General features: G+C 36.1%; 20 protein-coding genes. 19 read left to right on the forward strand and 1 reads right to left on the reverse strand.

Going from position 1 to position 22,584, the window contains the following annotated elements:
• The first annotated feature begins 31 nt into the window (after nucleotides 1-31).
• The 10 genes from NSQ89_RS07145 to NSQ89_RS07190 all read left to right on the forward strand — a co-directional run bounded on the left by NSQ89_RS07145 (nucleotide 32) and on the right by NSQ89_RS07190 (nucleotide 11,728).
• Complete coding sequence (locus NSQ89_RS07145; RefSeq protein WP_047940277.1) at nucleotides 32-1,705, forward strand: ribonuclease J; 1,674 nt, start codon at nucleotides 32-34, stop codon at nucleotides 1,703-1,705.
• 299 nt (nucleotides 1,706-2,004) lie between these two features.
• The gene (locus tag NSQ89_RS07150; protein WP_047940052.1) at nucleotides 2,005-2,742 is read left to right on the forward strand and encodes a ClpP family protease; all 738 of its coding nucleotides are present in this window, start codon (nucleotides 2,005-2,007) and stop codon (nucleotides 2,740-2,742) included.
• Entirely contained in the window at nucleotides 2,739-2,951 is a 213-nt protein-coding gene (locus NSQ89_RS07155) for a YlzJ-like family protein (RefSeq protein ID WP_047940053.1), read from the forward strand. Before NSQ89_RS07150 ends, NSQ89_RS07155 begins: the two co-directional genes overlap by 4 nt.
• 100 nt (nucleotides 2,952-3,051) lie before the next feature.
• Nucleotides 3,052-3,201, forward strand: coding sequence for a hypothetical protein (locus tag NSQ89_RS07160; RefSeq protein ID WP_341132401.1), 150 nt, complete (start codon nucleotides 3,052-3,054; stop codon nucleotides 3,199-3,201).
• Between the two features lie 141 nt (nucleotides 3,202-3,342).
• A complete protein-coding gene (locus NSQ89_RS07165) occupies nucleotides 3,343-5,679 on the forward strand; it encodes a DNA translocase FtsK (RefSeq protein WP_095321308.1) in 2,337 nt (778 codons plus the stop codon).
• Nucleotides 5,680-6,046: 367 nt separating this feature from the next.
• Nucleotides 6,047-6,778: a GntR family transcriptional regulator gene (locus tag NSQ89_RS07170; protein ID WP_047940055.1), complete on the forward strand. Its 732-nt coding sequence runs from the start codon at nucleotides 6,047-6,049 to the stop codon at nucleotides 6,776-6,778.
• Between the two features lie 66 nt (nucleotides 6,779-6,844).
• Nucleotides 6,845-7,912, forward strand: coding sequence for a BMP family lipoprotein (locus NSQ89_RS07175; protein ID WP_061796650.1), 1,068 nt, complete (start codon nucleotides 6,845-6,847; stop codon nucleotides 7,910-7,912).
• A gap of 266 nt (nucleotides 7,913-8,178) precedes the next feature.
• Nucleotides 8,179-9,714, forward strand: a complete 1,536-nt coding sequence (locus tag NSQ89_RS07180; protein ID WP_095257536.1) for an ABC transporter ATP-binding protein — start codon at nucleotides 8,179-8,181, stop codon at nucleotides 9,712-9,714.
• Nucleotides 9,707-10,765 (forward strand): ABC transporter permease, encoded by a 1,059-nt coding sequence (locus tag NSQ89_RS07185; RefSeq protein WP_047940058.1) that lies wholly within the window; start codon nucleotides 9,707-9,709, stop codon nucleotides 10,763-10,765. The genes NSQ89_RS07180 and NSQ89_RS07185 overlap by 8 nt, the downstream gene beginning before the upstream one ends.
• Nucleotides 10,766-11,728, forward strand: a complete 963-nt coding sequence (locus NSQ89_RS07190) for an ABC transporter permease (protein WP_061796649.1) — start codon at nucleotides 10,766-10,768, stop codon at nucleotides 11,726-11,728.
• Between the two features lie 122 nt (nucleotides 11,729-11,850).
• On the opposite strand, the gene gpmA is transcribed toward NSQ89_RS07190, so the two are convergent.
• Nucleotides 11,851-12,642 carry a 2,3-diphosphoglycerate-dependent phosphoglycerate mutase gene (gene gpmA / locus NSQ89_RS07195; RefSeq protein WP_047940061.1) on the reverse strand — a complete coding sequence of 264 codons (792 nt, stop codon included), beginning with the start codon at nucleotides 12,640-12,642 and terminating at the stop codon, nucleotides 11,851-11,853.
• An 814-nt stretch (nucleotides 12,643-13,456) separates the two neighbouring features.
• Here gpmA and yfmF point away from each other — a divergent pair.
• The 9 genes from yfmF (at nucleotide 13,457) to recA (ending at nucleotide 22,573) form a co-directional block, all read left to right on the forward strand.
• Nucleotides 13,457-14,737, forward strand: a complete 1,281-nt coding sequence (gene yfmF / locus NSQ89_RS07200; RefSeq protein WP_095319954.1) for an EF-P 5-aminopentanol modification-associated protein YfmF — start codon at nucleotides 13,457-13,459, stop codon at nucleotides 14,735-14,737.
• Nucleotides 14,737-16,020 (forward strand): EF-P 5-aminopentanol modification-associated protein YfmH, encoded by a 1,284-nt coding sequence (yfmH, locus tag NSQ89_RS07205; RefSeq protein ID WP_341132402.1) that lies wholly within the window; start codon nucleotides 14,737-14,739, stop codon nucleotides 16,018-16,020. The genes yfmF and yfmH overlap by 1 nt, the downstream gene beginning before the upstream one ends.
• An 83-nt stretch (nucleotides 16,021-16,103) precedes the next feature.
• Nucleotides 16,104-16,826, forward strand: coding sequence for an elongation factor P 5-aminopentanone reductase (gene ymfI, locus NSQ89_RS07210; protein ID WP_047940064.1), 723 nt, complete (start codon nucleotides 16,104-16,106; stop codon nucleotides 16,824-16,826).
• A gap of 93 nt (nucleotides 16,827-16,919) precedes the next feature.
• The gene (locus tag NSQ89_RS07215) at nucleotides 16,920-17,177 is read left to right on the forward strand and encodes a DUF3243 domain-containing protein (RefSeq protein WP_047940065.1); all 258 of its coding nucleotides are present in this window, start codon (nucleotides 16,920-16,922) and stop codon (nucleotides 17,175-17,177) included.
• A gap of 440 nt (nucleotides 17,178-17,617) precedes the next feature.
• Nucleotides 17,618-18,409 (forward strand): YmfK family protein, encoded by a 792-nt coding sequence (locus NSQ89_RS07220; protein ID WP_047940066.1) that lies wholly within the window; start codon nucleotides 17,618-17,620, stop codon nucleotides 18,407-18,409.
• A gap of 20 nt (nucleotides 18,410-18,429) precedes the next feature.
• Entirely contained in the window at nucleotides 18,430-19,314 is an 885-nt protein-coding gene (locus NSQ89_RS07225; RefSeq protein WP_047940067.1) for a helix-turn-helix domain-containing protein, read from the forward strand.
• Between the two features lie 116 nt (nucleotides 19,315-19,430).
• Nucleotides 19,431-20,009, forward strand: a complete 579-nt coding sequence (pgsA, locus tag NSQ89_RS07230; RefSeq protein ID WP_047940068.1) for a CDP-diacylglycerol--glycerol-3-phosphate 3-phosphatidyltransferase — start codon at nucleotides 19,431-19,433, stop codon at nucleotides 20,007-20,009.
• 101 nt (nucleotides 20,010-20,110) lie between these two features.
• Complete coding sequence (locus NSQ89_RS07235; protein ID WP_095321311.1) at nucleotides 20,111-21,352, forward strand: competence/damage-inducible protein A; 1,242 nt, start codon at nucleotides 20,111-20,113, stop codon at nucleotides 21,350-21,352.
• Nucleotides 21,353-21,529: 177 nt separating this feature from the next.
• A complete protein-coding gene (gene recA, locus NSQ89_RS07240) occupies nucleotides 21,530-22,573 on the forward strand; it encodes a recombinase RecA (RefSeq protein ID WP_047940070.1) in 1,044 nt (347 codons plus the stop codon).
• The last annotated feature ends 11 nt before the right edge of the window (nucleotides 22,574-22,584 follow it).

Here is a 22,584-nt window from a genome sequence, read left to right on the forward strand (position 1 = left end):
CTTAACTCAACATAGGAGGAAACAAAAATTGATGAAAAATGAAAAAATAAAGCTTGTCGCACTCGGCGGAGTGGGCGAGAACGGTAAAAATATGTTTGTAGTCGAAGTAGACGAAGATATATTTGTAATTGATGCTGGCTTAATGTACCCGCAAAATGAAATGCTCGGGATCGATATTGTTATTCCAGATATCGCGTATTTAAAGCAAAATAAAGAAAAAGTAAAAGGAATTTTCTTAACACATGCACATGAAGATCATATCGGAGGCTTATCTTATATTTTAAGAGATTTAGATGTACCGGTTTATACGACTTTATTAACAGCTGAACTAACAAAGGAAAAGATGAAAGAGCAAGATTTCAAAGGACAAGCACAATTTGAAATTGTGACATCGAAAACTGTTCTAACATTTGCTTCCTCAAAAGTGTCATTCTTTAAAACGAATCATAGTATCCCTGATAGCATTGGGATTGTTATTCATACATCAGAAGGTGCAATCGTACATACTGGTGATTTCAAATTCGATCAAACAGCAAGTGATCTTTACAAGCCAGATTATGGCGAGATGGCCAAAATAGGAGAAGAGGGAGTATTAGCTTTATTATCTGATAGTACGAATGCAGATAAACCAGGCTATTCCACAACAGATTTTGTTGTAACTCAAAGCTTAATTGAGTCATTTTTACACACAAATGGTCGGATTATTGCAGCTTGTTTTGCAACTGACTTAAATAGAATTCAACATATAATTGATGCAGCTGAAAAAACAAATCGAAAAGTTGCGATTATCGGCAAGAATTTACAAAGAGTGTTGCAAATTGCTTTAAAACACAACTATTTAGTAGTAGATGAAGAAACGATCGTTACCTATAACGAGCTTCAAGGATATACACAAGACCAAATGGTAATCATCACTACTGGTACAAAAGGGGAACCAATTGAAGCACTGCAAAAAATGATTAAGAAAAATCATAAGCAGGTAAGCATCATGGAAGGGGATACCGTTTTATTTGCAGCATCCTCTTTCCTAGGCAGTGAAGTTTTTGTCGGAAAAACAATCGATAAATTATACAGAGCAGGTGCAACACTTCTTGCAGGCTACAAAACATTTAACAGCTCTAATCATGGCAGCCAAGAAGAATTAAAATTTATGATTAATATGATGAAGCCTAAATTCTTTTTGCCTATCCATGGGGAGTATCGCGTATTAAAGGCACATGAAAAAATTGCGATTGAATGTGGTGTACCACCGCAAAATATTTACCTTCCGGAACAAGGAGAGGTGCTTGAATTTAAAGAAGATACTCTTCGTGTAGGCGGAAAAATTCCAGCTGGAAATGTATTAATTGATGGCAGCGGTGTTGGCGATGTTGGGAATATTGTTTTAAGAGACCGCAAGCTGTTATCACAAGACGGAATTTTAACGGTTGTTGTAACTTTAAATAAAGCGGAAAGAAAAATCTCTGCTGGTCCTGAAATCATTACAAGAGGTTTTGTGTATGTTCGCGAATCAGAGAAGTTGCTAGAAGAAGCTGCAGACCGTGTAAGAGATATTGTAGAAAAAAGTATTAGTAAGGACAGCTTCGACTGGACTGGAATTAAGCAAGATATTAGAGATACGCTAAACCAGTTCTTATATGAAAAAACAAGACGTAGACCAATGATCTTGCCAATTATTATGGAAGTTAAGCCAGTTAGAAGATAAAAGTGAGAGCCTCCTTAAGATAAGGGGGCTTTTAGTTTGTTTGGGACTAGCCGTGCTTAAATCTAAGAAGAGTTTGAATTGAAAAAGGAGAAGCTTCCTTGGGATTTAGATGAACCGTGGGGACCGCTGCTTAGCGCAAAGGTCGGAAAAGACTTCTAACAAGAATTTTTCTGAAAAGCTTTCAATTAAAATTTATTCCAGAAGTAAAAGCGACTTATTGACTTTTCGATTTCGCCCGCATGAAATAGTGTTTCTCGCTTCATACTAAGATTATTATGGTTTTAGGAAGGGAGAACTTTATGGTTTCAGTTAACAATAATAATCAGCCTGATGAAAAGCCAAATGAGGATAAACCATCAAGCTTAATGGAAAAAATTCAACAGCTGGGACAAACTAATGTACCACAGCTTTCTCAAGATTCAAAAATACATTGTTTAACCATTGTTGGTCAAATCGAAGGTCATTTACAATTACCGCCTCAAAATAAAACAACGAAATATGAGCACCTGATTCCACAAATTGTAGCAATCGAACAAAATCCTAAGATTGAAGGGGTTCTTGTCATTTTGAATACAGTAGGAGGGGATGTAGAAGCAGGATTAGCTATTTCTGAAATGCTTGCTTCTCTGTCTAAACCAACTGTTTCCCTTGTTTTAGGAGGTGGGCACTCAATTGGTGTTCCAATTGCTGTTTCCTGTGATTATTCCTATATTGCAGAAACAGCAACGATGACAATCCATCCTATTCGTTTAACAGGTCTGGTTATTGGAGTACCACAGACCTTTGAATACTTAGATAAAATGCAAGAGAGAGTGGTTAATTTTGTGACCAAGCATTCTAAAATTACAGAAGAAAATTTTAAAGACCTGATGTTTGCAAAAGGAAATTTAACGAGAGATATTGGAACAAATGTAATTGGAAATGATGCTGTTACTTCTGGACTTATTGACTCTGTTGGCGGAGTCGGGGATGCGATGAAAAAGCTCAATGAGTTGATTGATGTCAATAAAGAACAGAATGAAGGGATTATCCAATGATTATGTATACAATGATGCCAGAAGAATTGATTTTTCCAATGAGCCAAGATATCTATGAAAAACACCAAGTTATTCATTATAATGGCATTCCTTTATTAGTAGCTAGAAATGAGTCAAATGAATATGAAGTCATAAGAATACTTAGCACCGATCCCAATCATTTTCTGCAGACAGAAATGCAGCCAGGAGCAAAAATTCCAACCATTTAATTGCTTTTTTATTAAAAAAGTTGATAATAGGGAATGATAGGGGGAAAAACTTATCTAGTATTTTGCTTTTTTAGCTAGAGTTGGCAGGATATCAGCCAAATTGAGCGGAGAATCAGCCAAAGTAGGCAGGATATCAGCCAAACTGAGCGGAGAATCAGCCAAAGTAGGCAGGATATCAGCCAAACGAGCGAAATATCAGCCAAAGCACACAACAAATCAGCCAAACCAAAAAGCATACCTTTTTCTATAAAGACAGCAAAGGATAAAAAAACCTTCGGAAAGAAGTTTCCCTTTATAAACTATGTTATAATATAGGAACAACAAAGAAGCAGCCTAAGGCTGCTTCTTTACTACAAAAGAGAAAGATACTTTTTAAATATTAGGTGATCAAATGGCAAAAAGGAAAAAAAGAAAAACAAGAAAAAAACAACATCTTAAATTAACGATACAATATGAACTTGCAGCCCTGCTTCTTATGGCGTTGAGTTTTATCTCTATTTTACAACTCGGTGCGGTTGGGAAAACAATGGTTTCTTTTTTCCGTTTCTTTTTTGGAGAGTGGTATATGCTTTGCCTAATAGGCCTTATCGTATACAGTGGTTATTTAATGTGGAAAAGAGAAAAGCCTTATATGTTTCATACGAAATTAAATGGAATTTATTTAATTGTCAGTGCAATTTTATTACTTAGCCATGTAACACTATTTAAGTTGCTAGCAAGCCAAGGCGCTTTTCAAAACCCAAGTGTTATATTCAATACATGGGAATTATTTTGGATGGAAGTGAATAAAGAGGCTACTAATGTCGATTTAGGCGGTGGTATGATTGGTGCCGTTTTATTTGCATTATTTCATTATTTATTCGACACGGTAGGTACGCAGATTATCAGCTTTATCGTGATTGTGATCGGTTTTATCCTGCTTACTGGTAAAACGTTAAGTGGTGCTTTTAAAAAAGTTATATCAAGTATCTGGAATTTTTTCCAAGATCAATGGGAAGCGTTTAAGCAAGATATGAAAGACTGGAAAGAATCGATTCAAAAAAATAAAGAAAAGCGGAAGGCAGAAAAACAAGCAAGACGCGAAAATCAGCAGTCTAAGGAAAATACGAATGCTTCTATTATTGTGAACACTCCGCCTCAAGAGGAAGAGCCATACATACAAGAGCCAATTATTAATACCTTTGCCGAAAGAGCCTATCAGGAAGAAGTCATTCAGGAAGACTTGATGGCAGATTCGCCAGAAGAACAAACCGATTTAGGTGATGTCGTACCAATAACTTTTACAGAAGTAGAAAATAAGGATTATGAACTCCCGCCTTTAAAACTATTAAAGTTGCCGAGAAAGGCAGATCAGAGTGGGGAATATGAGCAAATTCACGCAAACGCTGCTAAATTAGAAAGAACCTTTCATAGCTTTGGCGTAAAAGCTAGAGTAACAGAGGTTCATTTAGGACCTGCGGTAACGAAGTATGAAGTTCATCCAAGCGAAGGGGTAAAAGTAAGTAAAATTGTTAATTTAAGCGATGATTTAGCTTTAGCTCTTGCAGCAAAGGATATTCGCATTGAAGCACCTATTCCTGGAAAATCAGCAATCGGGATTGAAGTTCCCAACTCTGAAGTTGCTGTTGTGTCACTAAGAGAAGTATTGGAATCAAGTAAAAATGATAAGCCTGATTCGAAGCTGATGATTGCTTTTGGACGAGATATCACAGGGGAAGCCGTATGCGCGGAATTAAATAAAATGCCCCATTTACTTGTTGCCGGAGCAACAGGAAGTGGTAAATCTGTCTGTATTAACGGGATTATTACAAGTATATTGATGAGAGCAAAACCTCATGAAGTAAAGCTAATGATGATTGATCCGAAAATGGTTGAATTAAATGTATATAATGGAGTCCCTCATTTGCTGGCCCCTGTTGTGACAAATCCAAAAAAGGCATCACAGGCATTAATGAAGGTTGTTAGTGAAATGGAGAGAAGATACGACTTATTCTCCCATACAGGGACAAGAAATATAGAAGGCTATAATGAGTATATTAAACGAATAAATGCAGAGGAACAAGAAAAGCAGCCACTATTGCCATTTATCGTGGTGATTGTAGACGAGCTTGCTGACTTAATGATGGTAGCATCATCTGATGTAGAGGATGCCATTACACGACTTGCACAAATGGCCCGTGCAGCCGGAATTCATCTAATTATTGCCACTCAGCGACCTTCAGTTGATGTTATTACAGGAGTTATTAAAGCAAATATTCCATCGCGAATTGCGTTCGCTGTTTCCTCTCAGACGGATTCTCGTACCATATTAGATATGGGAGGAGCCGAAAAGCTATTAGGAAGAGGAGATATGCTATTCTTCCCTTATGGGGCAAGCAAACCTGTGCGAGTACAAGGAGCGTTCTTGTCAGATGAAGAGGTGGAAGAAGTGGTTGATTTTGTGATTGGTCAGCAAAAAGCACAATATCAAGAGGAAATGATTCCAGATGAAATTGTGGAAGTTACAGGAGCTGTAGAAGACGAACTATATCATGAAGCAGTTGAACTAATTGTTGAAATGCAAACAGCTTCTGTTAGTATGTTACAAAGAAGGTTCCGGATTGGCTATACGAGAGCAGCTAGATTAATCGATGAAATGGAAGCCCGTGGGGTAGTTGGACCATATGAGGGCAGTAAACCAAGAACAGTTCTTGTGCCTAAAAGTTCCGAAGAAATAAATATGCAGTAATAATAGCAGATGAATTGAATTCAACCAACATATAGGACAAAAAATGAACCGGTTATGAGAGAAACAATCATATTTTTTAGAAAAGGACTTGAAATAGTATAACCTATTTCAAGTCCTTTTTTAGCGTATATTCTGAACATTCATTCAAGATATGTAAGAAAAAATAACAAAACAATGCATTATTTTTACAATAATATACAAAAGAAAACGGTTGATTTCCGAACAATTACTCATTTCTGTATTTTTTCGACGAAATTCTTAAAAGTCTATTTATTTATTAGGAAAAAAGTGTTATAGTATTTTCGATTAGTAGGAATGATTGAACATCAGAGGTCTGATGTCTTAGAAATGTTTGGAGGAACATCATATGCTAATTAAATCGGATACGAGACATTTATATTTGCAAGTAGTAGATCGTCTAAAAAAAGATATTGAGTTAGGAATTTATAAAGAAAAAGAAAAATTCCCCTCAGAATTCGAGCTTGCAAAAACTTTAGGTGTGAGCCGGGCCACTTTAAGAGAGGCACTGCGTACATTGGAAGAAGAAAATGTCATTGTCAGAAGACATGGTGTTGGCACTTTTGTTAACTGTAAACCATTGTTTAATTCTGGCATAGAACAATTGAATAGTGTCACGAATATGATTAAGCAGGCAGGTATGAATCCAGGCACTATATTTCTAAGCTCAAACACGATGTTCGCTACTGAAGAAGACTCGACACGCTTCTCTGCATTACAAGGGGATGAACTGCTCGTTATCGAAAGAGTTCGAACAGCTAATGGCGAACCGGTTGTTTATTGTATAGATAAATTGCCACAGAAATTTTTGCCTGAGCGATTTTCATACGATCAAGAATCGATTTTTCAGTTCTTGGAATCGGATAGTCAAAGACATATTACATACGCTGTTGCACAAATCGAGCCGATAGGATATCACGATAAGGTATCTCCCATTCTGCAATGTGAACCAGAAACTGCACTGCTTGTATTAAAACAGATGCATTATGATGAGAAGGATGAACCGATTCTTTATTCAGTAAATTATTTTCGATCCGATAAGTTTAGCTTTCAAGTATTAAGAAAACGAATATACTCGTAGAAGCTGAACAGACTAATCGTATAAAATTTGACTAAATAACAATAAAAAGTCTAGGGGGTACAAGCTTTGAAGAAGCGTAAATTTGGCTTAGCACTATCTTTAGTACTAGCTGCTGGAACTGTATTAAGTGCTTGCGGAAGTAATGACAAAGGTAACGATAAAGCAGCAGATGGGGATAAAGAGAAAGACTCATTTAAAGTTGCAATGGTAACAGATGTCGGTGGTGTTGATGATAAATCATTTAACCAATCAGCTTGGGAAGGTTTACAAGCATTTGGTAAAGAGAATGGCTTATCAAAAGGTAATGGTATTGATTACCAACAATCACAGTCAGATTCAGATTATGCTACTAATTTAAATAATTTATCTCGTCAAGGCTATAATTTGGTATTTGGAATCGGATTTTTAATGGAAGGTGCAATTTCAGAAATTTCTCAACAACAAAAAGATGCACATTTTGCAATTGTTGATGCTGTAGTTAACCAACCTAATGTAGCAAGCATTACTTTTAAAGAACAAGAAGCTTCTTTCTTAGCTGGTGTTGCAGCAGCTCATGCAACCGAATCTAAAAAGATTGGATTTATTGGCGGGGTAGAAGGAGATGTAATTGGACGCTTCGAAGCTGGATTCGTTGATGGCGTTAAAGCAGTAGACCCTAATATTAAGGTAGACGTACAATATGCTGGTGCATTTGATAAACCTGAACTTGGTAAAACAATTGCAAGTAAGATGTACTCTTCAGGCGCAGATGTAGTATTCCATGCTTCTGGTGGTACTGGTGCTGGATTATTCTCTGAAGCTCGTGATTTAAAAGAAAAAGACCCTTCAAAATATATTTGGGCAATCGGTGTTGACTCTGATCAAGCAGCAGAAGGTGTAGTAGGAGACCACAACATTGTGTTAACTTCTGCATTAAAAGGTGTTTCCACAGCGGTACAAGATATTTCAACTAAAGCAAAAGACGGTAAATTCCCAGGTGGCGAAACTACTGTTTATGGCTTAAAAGAAGATGGTGTTGGTCTTGCACCAATTAATGAAGAAGTTAAAAAGAAAGCTGAAATTGATGCAGCTGTTGAAGAATGGACTGCTAAAATTAAAAACGGTGAGTACACTGTTCCTGATACTGTTAAGTAAATAGCAATTGCTAATTTTCCAGGAATAAGTGGTTTGCATGGCAAACACTTATTCCTTTTTTACGACAAAAAATAGAATTTTAACTAAAGAGTAGAAGTTTAATTCTAGTCTTTATTAAAAATTTTATATGTCGAAATTATCGTAATATAAAAATTACATAATTTCCTTTGTGGATTGTTTTAGAAAATAAAATTCTTTGACATCATACGTGTATTTTAAGCTTTATAACATTTATCTTGTAAGGTAAGTAGGAAGGAGTGGATTAGATGGAATATGTAATCGAGATGTTAAATATTCGTAAAGAATTCCCTGGTATTGTTGCAAACAACAATATTACCCTTCAAGTAAAAAAAGGTGAGATTCACGCACTTTTAGGGGAAAATGGTGCAGGAAAATCTACGCTAATGAATGTTCTTTTTGGTCTATATCAGCCAGAAAAAGGGGAAATTCGTGCGCGTGGGAAAGTCGTAAATATTTCTAATCCAAATATTGCGAATGATTTAGGAATCGGAATGGTTCATCAGCATTTTATGTTGATTGACACCTTTACGGTGACGGAAAATATTATTTTAGGAAAAGAAACAGTCAGCAAAGGAAAAATCGATTTAAAAAAAGCAGAAAGAGAAGTACAGGAAATTTCAGAGCGTTATGGATTGGCAGTTGATCCGAAAGCGAAGATTGCTAATATTTCTGTTGGAATGCAACAAAGAGTAGAAATCTTAAAAACGTTATATCGCGGAGCTGAAATTTTGATTTTTGATGAGCCGACAGCTGTTTTAACTCCGCAGGAAATTGCCGAATTAATTGGTATCTTCCGTAAGTTAATTCAAGAGGGCAAGTCCATTATCCTCATTACCCATAAATTAAAAGAAATTATGGAAGTATGTGACCGTGTTACGGTTATCAGAAAAGGGGAAGGCATTGGCACTTATAATGTAAAAGATACAAACCCAAATGAGCTTGCAAACTTAATGGTTGGCCGTGAAGTTTCCTTTAAAACAGAAAAAAAAGCACCAAATCCGAAAGAAACAGTATTAAAAATTTCTGATTTAACTGTAAAAGATAGTCGTGGTGTCCATGTAGTCAACTCTCTTAACCTAGATGTTAAAGCAGGTGAGATTGTAGGGATTGCTGGGGTAGATGGTAATGGTCAATCAGAGTTGATTGAGGCGATTACTGGCTTAATGAAGAAAAACAGTGGAAGTATTACCCTTAACGGCAAAGAAATCAGTGTACTTTCTCCACGGAAAATTACAGAAAGTGGGATTGGTCATATTCCGCAGGATCGACATAAACACGGTTTAGTACTTGACTTTTCGATTGGACAAAATATGGCTTTACAGACCTATTACAAAAGCCCATTTTCTAAATATGGCTTTTTAAACCAAGGCGAAATCGAGAAAAAAGCGAGCAAGTTAATTGAAGAATTTGATGTCCGTACACCAAGTATACACACACCAGCGAGAGCTCTCTCTGGGGGTAACCAGCAGAAGGCAATCATTGGTAGAGAAGTAGATCGTGACCCTGATTTGCTTATTGCTGCCCAGCCAACTAGGGGACTGGATGTAGGTGCAATTGAATTTATTCATCGACGATTAATCGAACAAAGAGATAAAGGAAAAGCGGTATTATTAATTTCCTTTGAATTAGATGAAATTTTAAATGTCAGTGACCGCATTGCTGTTATTTTTGATGGCGAAATTATTGCAACAGTGGATCCAAAAACAACAACAGAACAAGAGCTAGGTTTATTAATGGCAGGATCGAAAGCTAAAAAAGTGGGTGTGGAGAATAATGTCTAATACAATAAAGAAAATTAGTATTCCAATTATTGCCGTATTGTTAGGGGTTATTGTTGGGACGATTATCATGTTTGCAACAGGTTATAATCCTGCGGATGCATATACAGCCCTTTGGAATGGAGCGTTTGGAGATATTTATTTCACTGGAGAAGTAGTGCGCCAAATCACTCCGTTGATTCTTGCAGGTCTTGCAGTTGCCTTCGCTTTTCGCACCGGATTATTCAATATTGGGGTTGAAGGGCAATTAATTGTTGGCTGGCTTGCTGCAGTTTGGGTAGGGATTTCCTTTGATTTACCAAAAATTATTCATTTACCACTTGCTGTATTAGCTGCTGCTGCTGCTGGTGCGCTGTGGGCATTTGTACCAGGCTTTTTAAAGGCACGATTTAGAGTTCATGAAGTTATCGTAAGTATTATGATGAACTATGTCGCATTACATGTATCCAACTATTTAATCCGAAACGTGCTTACAGATAAAGCAGACCGTACAGAAAATATTGCGCCAACTGCTAGTCTGCGTTCTGGGTTCTTAGAAAGCTTAACAGACTATTCCCGTATGCACTGGGGAATCTTAATTGCGGTTGGATGCGCTATACTTATGTGGATTATCTTAGAGAAAACAGTAAAAGGATATGAATTAAAGTCTGTTGGTTTTAATCAGAATGCCTCCCAATATGCTGGTATGAATGTTAACCGTAATATCATTCTTTCTATGGTCATTTCTGGTGCTTTTGCAGGTCTTGCAGGAGCAATGGAAGGTTTAGGAACATTTGAATATGTGAGTAATAAAGGTGGATTTACAGGGGTTGGATTTGATGGGATTGCCGTTGCTTTACTTGGAGCAAATGGCCCAGTCGGAATCTTGCTTGCTGCATGCTTGTTCGGTTTCTTAAAAGTAGGGGCGTTAAATATGCCGCTTGAAGCTGGAGTACCGAATGAGATGGTTGATATCATTATTGCTTTAATCGTTTTCTTTGTTGCTTCAAGCTATATGATTCGCTTATTCTTAGAACGATTGAGTAAAAATAAAAGTAAAAAGGGGGAGAAGTAAATGGGATTAATGGACGTATTATTAATTGTCATACCTTCTTCGCTATTGTTTGCTGCTCCACTAATTTTTACTGCGCTTGGCGGGAATTTTTCTGAAAGAGCAGGGGTAGTTAATATTGGACTAGAGGGTTTAATGGTAATGGGAGCTTTCTCCTCCATTGTTTTTAATTTAACATTTGCTGATAGTCTTGGCGCTTGGACACCATGGGTTTCTTTGCTTGTCGCAATGGTTGTCGGTGCTCTATTCTCGATACTTCATGCAGTGGCAAGTATTACATTCCGTGCCGACCAAACGGTTTCTGGTGTAGCGATTAATCTACTAGCAGCTGGTCTTGCTATGTTCTTAGTAAAATTAATCTATGATGGAAAGGGACAAACAGGTACCATTCGTTATAGCTTTAAGAAAATTGATATTCCGCTATTAAAGGACATCCCTGTGATTGGAGACTTATTTTTCTCTAATACATATTGGACTTCTTACTTAGCAATTGTTGTTGCTGTTATTGTTTGGTTCGTTATGTATAAAACGCCATTCGGCTTGCGTCTTCGTTCTGTTGGAGAGCATCCGATGGCTGCAGATACAATGGGCATTAACGTAACCAAAATGCGTTATATTGCGGTTATTCTTTCTGGTGCATTTGGTGGAATCGGTGGGGGCGTATTTGCGCAGTCGATTACAAATGATTTTACCCATGCGACCATTAGCGGACAAGGATTCATGGCACTTGCCGCCCTGATCTTCGGAAAATGGAATCCGCTTGGAGCAATGGGAGCTGCGATTTTCTTTGGTTTTGCTCAAAGCTTAAGTATTGTTGGAAGCAGCTTACCGTTCTTAGAAAACATCCCGAGCGTTTACTTGTTAATTGCACCATATGTATTAACTATTATTGCATTAACAGGCTTTATCGGTCGTGCAGATGCACCAAAAGCTTCTGGTGTTCCTTATATTAAAGGTAGCAGATAATCCTTTGGGAAAATAAAAAAGAGACTTCTAATTATGTGCACCCCAAAAGTTAGACGAACCAATTCTAACTTTTGGGGTGTTTTTTATTTAATCATTTCAATGACTAATTTTCCTGACGTTTTTTATTCCTCATGTGTATTAATTGCCTTCGTTTTAATTTCTTTATCCAATAAATCAATTGGAATATGTTTAGGAATCACATCGGCAGGAACTTCGCCGTTCATATCTAAATAATAATGGCGAATAGGTTTTAAGGAATTATCATCTAATTCATATACTAATGGAATGCTTGTTGGAATGTTTAAAGATGCAATTCCGTCAGGTGAAACGTTATCTAAATACTGAATAATAGCGCGAATTGTATTACCATGAGCTGCAATAATTACTTTTTTATTATTGTGTAGCATGGGTGCAATTTCTTGATCCCAGAAAGTTAGGACTCTTTTCTCCGTATCGGCAAGACTTTCTGTTAAAGGAAATTCGCCTTCTTCGAGCTGTTGATACCTTGGATCGTCGATATTGTAGCGGGGATCATCTTTATTTAAAGCTGGTGGTCTGATATCCATGGATCTTCTCCATTTTTGAACTTGGTCAAGCCCATATTGATCAGCTGTTTCTTTTTTATTTAATCCTTGCAAAGCACCATAATGCCGTTCATTTAATTTCCACGTTTTATGTATAGGAATCCACATGCTATCCATTTCATCGAGAATAATCCATAATGTCCGAATAGCTCTTTTTAAATAGGATGTATATGCAATATCAAATGTGTATCCGTTATGATTGAGAATAATTCCAGCTTCCCTTGCTTCTGTTAACCCTTTTTCTGATAGTTCAATATCTGTCCAACCAGTAAAGCGATTTTCCACATTCCAAAGACTTTCTCCATGGCGAATCAAAACAAGCTTTGGCATTGTGCATCTCTCCCTTTCTTCTTTTCTTTATTTTTTTCCTGTTTTCATGGAAATAATCGTCCTTTTAAAGGAAAAAGTATAATTTAGAATTATTTTCTTCGCTATTATTGAATAAACTTTTTTTGATTGATAATTGATTTAATTAATTTTTTATAAAGTTAGGAAAATATATGAGCGTAAAAAATCTATTATTTTTATTTAGTAGTATATTGCTTATCCTTGTAATCGGATTATTATGGAATGGACCAATTTATGGTAATGATGAAGTTCTATTAAGAAGGTTGATTAAGGAACTAATCTGAAATTTATTGATATTTTCGATACAGAAAAGACTAGAATCGCTGGTTTTACAAATGGAGAGGGCTAGGAGCTATTAAGTTTGAAAAACATTCCAAAGGGAACTATACCTAGCTTGGTAAGAGCTTTGATAGAGAGCTGAGTAAAGGAGTAACTAGCTACACGATTTCAATCGAGGGTGAACGAACACCACTCTTTCTTTTTATTATCAGATGGGGTGGGGCAAGTGTTCGTTCGATTGACTTAATCATTAATAATAAGTGGAAGGAGAGAAAAAAGGTATCTTTAGGCAATTTTTCAATGGGAACGTCGATGAAAGACTTTCAGAAATAGAGGCAAAATCCTATTATTATAAGTTTAAGCTATATGATAAAGAAGGAATAGAAATAAGCAAAGGAGAAAGATATAAGTTTAAAGGAAAATCATCCTAATCTAGACTTTATGAGAATAACCATATAAATAGAGTTAATACTAGTAAGTAGTGTATGATTAGTGTAAGTATATGAGGAGGTATGTTATGAGCATAGCAACGGAAAAAATTACAAAATATAGCGGCTTTCAATTACATACAGTCAAGACTGAAAAATTTAAAACGAATACGATTGTGGTGAAATGGCGGACCCCTATTACAAAAGAAAATTCCACACACAGGGCCCTTCTTCCTTATGTGATGCAAAATAGTACAAAGAAATATCCGACAACGGCAAAGCTTCGTTCCTTTATAGAAGAATTGTACGGAGCTACTTTTTTTATCGATCTTGCTAAAAAAGGGGAATACCACATTGTTTCTTTCTCCTTAGAAATTGCAAATGAAAAGTTTCTCTCAGACCCAGCTCCTTTATTAAAAAAAGGCTTGGAATTTTTATCTGAGGTAATCTTTCAGCCAAATGTATCAGAAAGTGGTTTTGACCAAAATGTTATAGAGAATGAAAAACGTGCATTAAAGCAAAGAATTCAATCCATCTATGACGATAAAATGCGATATTCGAATCAACGGGTAATTGATGTTATGTGTGAAAATGAGCCTTATGCATTAAGTGTGTACGGTGAAAAGGATGAGGTTGACAGCATTACCCCACAATCCCTTTACGCCTATTATATAAAAGCGTTAGCAGAGGATCAGATTGATTTGTATATGGTCGGCGATATTAAAGAAGAAGAGATAGGAGCATATATTGAGGATTTATTTCCATTTAAAGAAAGAACTGCACAATCAATTGATCGTAGAAAAACGTATGAAACTAGGGAAGTAAAAGAGGTTCGTGAAGTTCAAGATATTAAACAAGGAAAACTAAATATGGGATTCCGCACAAATATAGTTTATGGAGATCCTGAATATTTTGCCCTTCAAGTACTTAATGGTATTTATGGCGGGTTCTCGCATTCTAAGCTATTTATTAATGTCAGGGAAAAAGAAAGTCTTGCCTATTATGCAGCAAGTCGTTTAGAAAGTCATAAAGGATTGCTTTTAGTAATGTCAGGAATAGATAATAACAATTATGATAAGGCAGTAAAGATTATTAAGGAACAAATGGAGTTAATGAAAAAAGGCGAATTTTCCGATCAAGAAATAATGCAGACAAAAGCGGTGATTCATAATCAAATGCTGGAAACATTGGATACTTCCCGTGGCATGATTGAATTGTTCTACCATAATAGCGTAAGTGATAATTATGTAGAGATGGGTGATTGGCTTCAATATATGAGTAAAGTTTCCAGAGAGGAAATCATTGCTGCCGCTAAAAAGATCGAACTAGACACCATTTATTTCTTAACGGGATCGGAGGGAAATGCATAATGGAAAAAATAGAATTTGCTCAATTGCAAGAAGAGCTATATTATGAAAAATTAGCAAATGGCTTAAAGGTATATATTTTGCCGAAAAAAGGGTTTAATAAGACGTTTTGTACATTCACAACAAACTATGGTTCTGTAGATAACACATTTATTCCTCTTGAGGGATCCGAATTCACTCAAGTTCCTGATGGAATTGCTCATTTCTTAGAGCATAAGCTTTTTGAAAAAGAAGATGGTGACGTTTTTCAAGATTTTAGTAAACAGGGGGCAAGTGCTAACGCTTTTACGTCTTTTACAAGAACAGCCTATTTGTTTTCTAGTACCTCTAATGTAGCGAATAATCTGGAAACGCTTATTAATTTTGTACAGGAGCCATACTTTACGGAGAAAACGGTAGAAAAAGAAAAAGGAATTATCGGACAAGAAATTTCGATGTATGATGATAATCCAGATTGGCGCCTTTACTTTGGATTAATTGAAAATATGTATGTCCATCATCCTGTGAAAATTGATATTGCTGGAACGATTGAATCCATCTCACATATCACAAAAGATATGTTGTATGAGTGCTATAATACGTTCTACCACCCAAGCAATATGCTTCTTTTCATTGTAGGACCTGTTGATCCAGAGGAATATATGGCTCAGATAAGAGAAAATCAAAGTAAAAAAGACTATACAAATCATAGTGAAATTCAACGTAAATTTAAAGAAGAGCCTGCACATGTTAATAAGGACAAGCAAGTTTTAAAAATGAACGTCCACACTTCTAAATGTCTTGTTGGGATAAAAGGAATCAATGTAGAGCAGTCCGGAAAAGAAATGATGAAACAAGAGTGGAGCATCAATTTATTATTAGATTTCCTATTTAGTGAAAGCTCTGAAAACTACCAAAATCTTTTCCAAGAAGGCTTAATTGATGATACTTTTTCTTATGATTACACACAGGAGCACGGATTTGGATTTGCGATGATTGGTGGGGATACGAGTGATCCTGATCGGTTAGAAGCTGCAATTAAAGAAATTTTAATGAAAGCTAAAACAATGGATTTCGCCAGCGAGACGTTAGAAAGAACGAAGAAAAAGAAAATTGGCGCTTTCTTACGTGCGATTAATTCACCAGAATATATCGCTAACCAATTTACACGCTATGCTTTCAATGAAATGAATTTATTTGATGTGGTGCCTGCTGTCGAAGAAATAACAGTAGAGGATATAAAAAATGCGGCTAATAAATTTTTAGCAGAAGAAAGACTAACATCTTGCCAAGTAGTGCCGAAATAATGATGGCAGACACAAAGAAATTTATTTCTTTGTGTCTGTTGCTGTTTAGATTTATAGGTAAAAGTATATGGAGTGAGAAAAAAATGGGGAAATGGATTTTAATTACCGGTGCATCTGGTGGGATTGGACAAGCAATTGCAAAACAATTAGCAAAAGAAGGCTATTCTCTTTACTTACATTATCATCAAAATGAAAAAGCAATAAAGGAATTATTAGAAGTTCTAGCAGTGAATGGCGGAGAATACTTACCTATACAAGCAGATTTACAACAAGAAAATGACTATCAAAAAATTCTCGAAAGTATTTTCACAATAGATGGAATCGTTCACGCAAGTGGTATAAGTACATATGGTTTATTGACGGATTTGGAAGAAGGGGAAATGAAAGCCCTATGGAATGTCCATGTTCATTCATTAATGTGTATAACAAAAGCATTATTACCGAAAATGCTTTCTAGACAATATGGTAATATTATCGTGATCACCAGTATATGGGGCCAAGTAGGAGCAGCAATGGAAGTTGCTTATTCAACTGTAAAGGGTGCCCAGATTAGCTTTGTGAAGGCATTAAGTAAAGAGGTTGCCTTTAATGGTATTCGAGTGAATGCAGTAGCTCCTGGCGCTATTGAAACGAACATGCTTCAATCTTTTTCGCCTGAAGAAATGCAGTTGATGGCAGAGGAAATCCCGATGGGGAGATTAGGAAGTCCGCAAGAAGTAGCAGAAAGCGTAGCCTTTCTATTATCGGAAAAATCTTCTTATATGACAGGACAAGTCCTTTCACTTAATGGGGGATGGCATGTATAGATAGCTTTTCCAAAAGATTTTCATGCATATTATTTCATCGAACAAACCAAAATAATGATGTAATTCACTAAGCAATGGAAGGAGTAATTCATGATGTCTATTTTAGAAAATTGGGATCAATGGAAAGACTTTTTAGCAGATCGTCTTCATCATGCTGAAAATGAGGGAATGAATCAGGAAGCAATAGGAGATCTTGCTTTTCAAATTGGAGATTATCTGTCTAATCAAGTTCAACCTAAGAATGAACAAGAAAAGATTTTATCCGATTTATGGTCAGTTGCAGATGAAAAAGAACAGCATGCGATTGCAAATATGATGGTAAAATTAGTGCATAATAACGGAACAAAATAATTATTAGTGGCAATCATAGAAGCTCGATAAATAGAAAAGCTATTTATCGAGCTTCTTTCTTTTGTTATGTAAAAATATTCTAATCAAGATGATATGCTTAATAGATGGGAATCCTGTCTGACCAAAAGCAAGAAAGCAAAATAGAAAAGGAAATAGAGAGAAAAGCTCCTCTATTAAAAAGGTATATCTCCACACTGTTCATTTAAATAAAGGAAGAAACAAATAGAAGCAATTGCCTGCATATAAATCAAGTAACAATAGCAGAAACCAATGATTTTAGATAAAAAAGAATACCTTATTTTCCTAGAATGCACCCTTTCTATAAAAAGTCCATCTTTTTTTCTATTTTGACCCCTTTTTTCTTGATTATTTATACTATTGCTATATGATAGAAGTTAAAAGACTAGAAAATTTCACTTGCTAGTTGTAGGAGGATTTTTTTGGAACAGAAGGAATGGTATCTAGAATACGAAATTCAAAAAAACCGACCTGGCCTACTAGGGGAGATTTCCTCATTACTAGGGATGCTTTCAATCAATATTATCACCATTAATGGGGTAGACGATGGACGGCGTGGCTTATTAATGTTAGCCAAAAATAAGGAACAAATAAAAAGGTTAGAATCTATTCTCTATACAATGGACACAATAAAAGTAATCAAGCTTAGAGAACCTTCTTTAAGAGATAAACTTGCAGTTAGACATGGTCGTTATATTCAAAGGGATGCAGATGACAAAAAAACATTTCGCTTTGTTCGTTATGAGCTAGGATTGCTAGTAGATTTTATGGCCGAATTATTTAAGACAGAAGGCCATAAATTAATAGGTATTAGAGGGATGCCGCGGGTAGGTAAAACGGAGTCCATAGTAGCTGCAAGCGTTTGTGCAAATAAGAGATGGCTTTTAGTAAGTTCTACTTTGCTAAAGCAGACTATCCGCCATTCCTTAATGCAGGGAGAATATAATGAAAACAATTTATTTATCATTGATGGAATTGTTTCTTCTAAACAGATTAATGAGCGACATTGGGCGGTTGTTCGAGAAGTGATGCGCCTGCCATGTATAAAAGTAGTAGAACATCCTGATGCCTTTGTACATAATACAGAATACACTTTAGATGATTTTGATTATATTATTGAGCTAAGACATGAGCCAGGCGAGGAGATTCTTTATGATGTTCATAAAAAAAATACTCTTGCCTTAGAAAGTGAATTCGAGGGTTTTGATTTTTAGTAGTTGGAAGGTGTTATCTTGTGAGTGAATTAGGAAATCGATTAAAAGAAGCTAGAGAAGCTAAAGGACTAACGTTAGAAGAATTACAAGAGATTACCAAAATTCAAGTCCGTTATTTAGTTGGCATTGAAGAAGGTAACTATAGTATGATGCCAGGTAAATTTTATACACGGGCATTTATCAAACAATATGCAGAAGCAGTAGATTTGGTTCCAGAAGAAATATTTGAAGAGTATAAAGCCGAGGTACCAACAACGGTAAATGATGAGTTACCGCAAAATTTATCGAGAGTAAATTCAAGAAGCGCAATAGACGGAGCCACTTCTAAAGTATTTGATATCTTGCCAACTATTCTTATTGCTATTCTTGTATTGGCTGTTGCTTTCCTGGTTTGGTATTTTGTGTATGCAAAAGATTCAAATCCAGAAAAACAGTCTAGTAGTGATACGGAACCGAATTCTGTTTATATGAAATCAGATGCATTAAATAAAAAGGAAAAAGAAAAAGCAATTGATGAGGATGCTAATAAAGAGGAAGAACAAGTAGTTGAAGAAGAAGAGAAGAAAGTAGAAGAAGAGGCACCAAAACAAGAGATTACCAAAAAAGAAACAGCGGGAAGAACGACAACATATGAAGTGAAAAATGCTGAGAAGTTTGTTGTTAAGCTTGTAGCAACAGGAAAAGTTTGGGTTGATATCCAAAATGGCAAAAACTATTCTTTTTTCCAAGGTATCCTTGAAAAGGGGGGAGCTGAATCACACGAAGAAGATTTATCAAAAGAGACAGAAGCACGTATTGTAATTGGAAATAGTCAAGTTGATGTTTTTGTCAATGATGAAAAATTAGAGCTTGGTGATTCATCCTCTAGACAAGATCTTGTTATTAAAAATATAAAAGAAGAATAGTCATCGATTCGATGACTATTTTTCGCTATTATATCGTAATTAGGTTATAATACTAATGTTTTTAATTTATTTTTAATGAAAGTGACGATTAACGTCATGGTAATGGAGGATGTAAGATGAATTTGCCAAATAAGATTACCGTAGCAAGAATTTTATTAATTCCCGTCTTTCTAGTCATCATGCTAGTGGACTTTCAATGGGGAGAACTAACATTTTTAGGTGTTACCTTACCGATGACACATTTTATCGGAGCCTTGATTTTTATTCTAGCATCGACAACGGATTGGATTGATGGACACTTTGCGAGAAAGTATAATCTAGTAACCGATTTAGGGAAGTTTTTAGATCCTTTAGCAGATAAATTATTAGTTTCGTCTGCATTAATTGTTTTAGTAGGATTGCAGATGGCACCTGCATGGATTACGATTGTTATTATCAGCAGAGAATTCGCAGTAACCGGTTTACGTTTAATATTAGCTGGCGGCGGAGAGGTAGTCGCAGCAAATATGCTTGGGAAAATTAAAACTTGGGCTCAAATAGTTGCGATTTCAGCCCTTTTACTACATAATATGATTTTTGAACTTGTCTCACTGCCGTTTGATAAGCTTGCACTATGGGTTGCTTTGATCTTTACAATTTGGTCTGGCTGGGATTATTTTGCAAAAAACAAACAGGCTTTTGTTTCATCCAAATAAAATAGAGGAATAAAAATAAGGACATCTATTTATGACAAGCGAATATTGCTTTATAAAGAGACGTCCTTTCTTTATGAACAGACAAAAAGGGGGAGCACTACATGAATGCAGAGATTATTGCTGTTGGCTCAGAATTATTACTTGGACAAATTGCTAATACAAATGCTCAATTTATATCCAAGCATTTAGCCGACTTAGGAGTAAATGTTTATTATCATACAGTAGTTGGAGATAATGCAGCTCGTTTAGAGGAAGCGATAAAAATCGCTGAAAATCGAGCGCAATTGCTTATTTTCTCCGGCGGATTAGGTCCAACAAAGGATGATTTAACGAAAGAAACGATTGCCAAGCATATAGGGAAAGAGTTGGTTTTTGATAAAACAGCTTTAGCTTCCATTGAAGACTATTTTGTCAAAACGAAACGCACTATGACGGAAAACAATAAAAAACAAGCATTGGTATTAGAGGGAAGCGACGTTCTTCCAAATGACCATGGGATGGCACCGGGGATGTTTTTAAAAAAAGACAATCGTTTTTATATGCTTTTACCAGGACCACCGAAAGAAATTCAGCCAATGTTTGTCAAATATGGATTTCCAGCTATACAAAAGCAAATGACAAGCAAAGATGTCATCGTTTCGCGCGTGCTTCGCTTCTTCGGCATTGGAGAATCGCTGCTGGAAACAAAAATAGAAGACTTAATTGATGCCCAGACTAATCCGACTATTGCCCCGCTCGCAGGAGATGGAGAGGTAACATTACGTATCACATGTAAACATGATTCTGTAGAAGAAGCAGATAAATTGATTGCCAAAACAGAAGAAGAAATATTCGCACGCGTAGGAGAATTTTTCTATGGATATGAGGACACTACATTAATGAATGAGCTTTCCCATATTTTATTAAAGAAAAATTTAACAGTAGCAGCAGCAGAGAGTCTGACAGGAGGACTGTTTCAGCAGGAGATAACAGGAATTCCAGGTGCTGGGAATATTTTTAAAGGGGGAATTGTTTGCTATACAAATGAAGTAAAGCATCAAATCCTGCAAGTAAAAGAGTCGACGATTAAAGAACATGGTGTGGTAAGCGAGCAATGTGCGAAAGAGCTTGCAGAGAATGTGGCACGTTTATTAAATGCCGAAATTGGGATAAGCTTCACAGGTGTTGCAGGCCCAAATGAATTAGAAGGAAACCCAGTAGGTACCGTTTATATTGGGATTGCTAAAAGCGGGGAGCCGACAAAAGTAGAGAAGTTAGCATTAAGTGGAACAAGAGCAAGTAATCGAGTTCGAAGTGTGAGATACGGTCAATATTTCTTATTGAAAATGTTAGAAGATAAATAGTAGGGTGTCTTTTACTTAAAAGCTTCCTTTCAGCTGGAAAATAAAAAAAACGAATGAATGTTCGATTTTTTACTGTACAAATGAAAGGAAAAAAGGTATATTAAGTATATAATCTTTTAAACAACGAATGAATCATGATTAGTGAGATTCATTTTTTATATAAGGAGGAGAACGTATTTGAGTGATCGTCAAGCTGCATTAGAAATGGCGTTAAAACAAATAGAAAAGCAATTTGGTAAAGGTAGTATTATGAAGCTGGGAGAGCAAGCAGATAGAGTCATTTCTACTAGTCCAAGTGGATCTTTAGCTTTAGATGCAGCCCTAGGTGTTGGTGGATATCCAAGAGGTCGTATTGTGGAAATTTACGGTCCTGAAAGTTCAGGTAAAACAACAGTAGCGCTACATGCTATTGCTGAGGTTCAGGCAAATGGCGGACAAGCAGCATTTATTGATGCAGAGCATGCATTGGATCCAGTTTATGCACAAAAGCTTGGCGTTAATATTGATGAATTATTACTTTCTCAACCAGATACCGGAGAACAAGCATTAGAAATCGCGGAGGCCTTAGTACGAAGCGGGGCAGTGGATATTTTAGTTATTGACTCTGTAGCAGCACTTGTACCAAAAGCAGAAATTGAAGGCGAAATGGGAGATTCTCACGTTGGACTTCAAGCACGTTTAATGTCACAGGCGCTTCGTAAGTTATCTGGGGCTATTAATAAATCAAAAACAATTGCTATTTTCATTAACCAAATTCGTGAAAAAGTTGGAGTAATGTTCGGAAATCCTGAAACAACTCCTGGTGGTCGTGCGCTAAAATTCTATTCATCTGTCCGACTAGAAGTTCGTCGTGCTGAAACGTTAAAACAAGGAACAGATATGGTAGGAAACAAAACAAAAATCAAAGTGGTAAAAAATAAAGTAGCACCACCTTTCAAAGTAGCGGAAGTTGATATCATGTATGGAGAAGGTATCTCTAAAGAAGGAGAAATTATTGACCTTGGTTCAGAACTTGATATTGTTCAAAAAAGTGGAGCTTGGTATTCTTACAATGACGAAAGATTAGGCCAAGGCCGTGAAAATGCGAAGCAATTCTTAAAAGAAAATCCAGAAATGCGCTTAGAGATTCAAAAGAAAATTCGTGATCATTATGGGCTGGATAAAGAAGTAACATTACAGCCTGATAATGACGACCAAGAACAATTCGAATTAATCGATTAATCATTAAGAAA

This window comes from Niallia sp. FSL R7-0648 (assembly GCF_038007005.1).
Taxonomy (GTDB): Bacteria; Bacillota; Bacilli; order Bacillales; family Cytobacillaceae; genus Niallia; species Niallia circulans.

Bases quoted from the DNA above. Each gene is read 5' to 3' on its own strand.
- NSQ89_RS07145 (WP_047940277.1), top strand. From the start codon at position 32: ATGAAAAATGAAAAAATAAAGCTTGTCGCACTCGGCGGAGTGGGCGAG.
- NSQ89_RS07150 (WP_047940052.1), top strand. From the start codon at position 2,005: ATGGTTTCAGTTAACAATAATAATCAGCCTGATGAAAAGCCAAATGAG.
- NSQ89_RS07155 (WP_047940053.1), top strand. From the start codon at position 2,739: ATGATTATGTATACAATGATGCCAGAAGAATTGATTTTTCCAATGAGC.
- NSQ89_RS07165 (WP_095321308.1), top strand. From the start codon at position 3,343: ATGGCAAAAAGGAAAAAAAGAAAAACAAGAAAAAAACAACATCTTAAA.
- NSQ89_RS07170 (WP_047940055.1), top strand. From the start codon at position 6,047: ATGCTAATTAAATCGGATACGAGACATTTATATTTGCAAGTAGTAGAT.
- NSQ89_RS07180 (WP_095257536.1), top strand. From the start codon at position 8,179: ATGGAATATGTAATCGAGATGTTAAATATTCGTAAAGAATTCCCTGGT.
- NSQ89_RS07185 (WP_047940058.1), top strand. From the start codon at position 9,707: ATGTCTAATACAATAAAGAAAATTAGTATTCCAATTATTGCCGTATTG.
- NSQ89_RS07190 (WP_061796649.1), top strand. From the start codon at position 10,766: ATGGGATTAATGGACGTATTATTAATTGTCATACCTTCTTCGCTATTG.
- gpmA (WP_047940061.1), bottom strand. From the start codon at position 12,642: ATGCCAAAGCTTGTTTTGATTCGCCATGGAGAAAGTCTTTGGAATGTG.
- yfmF (WP_095319954.1), top strand. From the start codon at position 13,457: ATGAGCATAGCAACGGAAAAAATTACAAAATATAGCGGCTTTCAATTA.
- yfmH (WP_341132402.1), top strand. From the start codon at position 14,737: ATGGAAAAAATAGAATTTGCTCAATTGCAAGAAGAGCTATATTATGAA.
- ymfI (WP_047940064.1), top strand. From the start codon at position 16,104: ATGGGGAAATGGATTTTAATTACCGGTGCATCTGGTGGGATTGGACAA.
- NSQ89_RS07215 (WP_047940065.1), top strand. From the start codon at position 16,920: ATGTCTATTTTAGAAAATTGGGATCAATGGAAAGACTTTTTAGCAGAT.
- pgsA (WP_047940068.1), top strand. From the start codon at position 19,431: ATGAATTTGCCAAATAAGATTACCGTAGCAAGAATTTTATTAATTCCC.
- NSQ89_RS07235 (WP_095321311.1), top strand. From the start codon at position 20,111: ATGAATGCAGAGATTATTGCTGTTGGCTCAGAATTATTACTTGGACAA.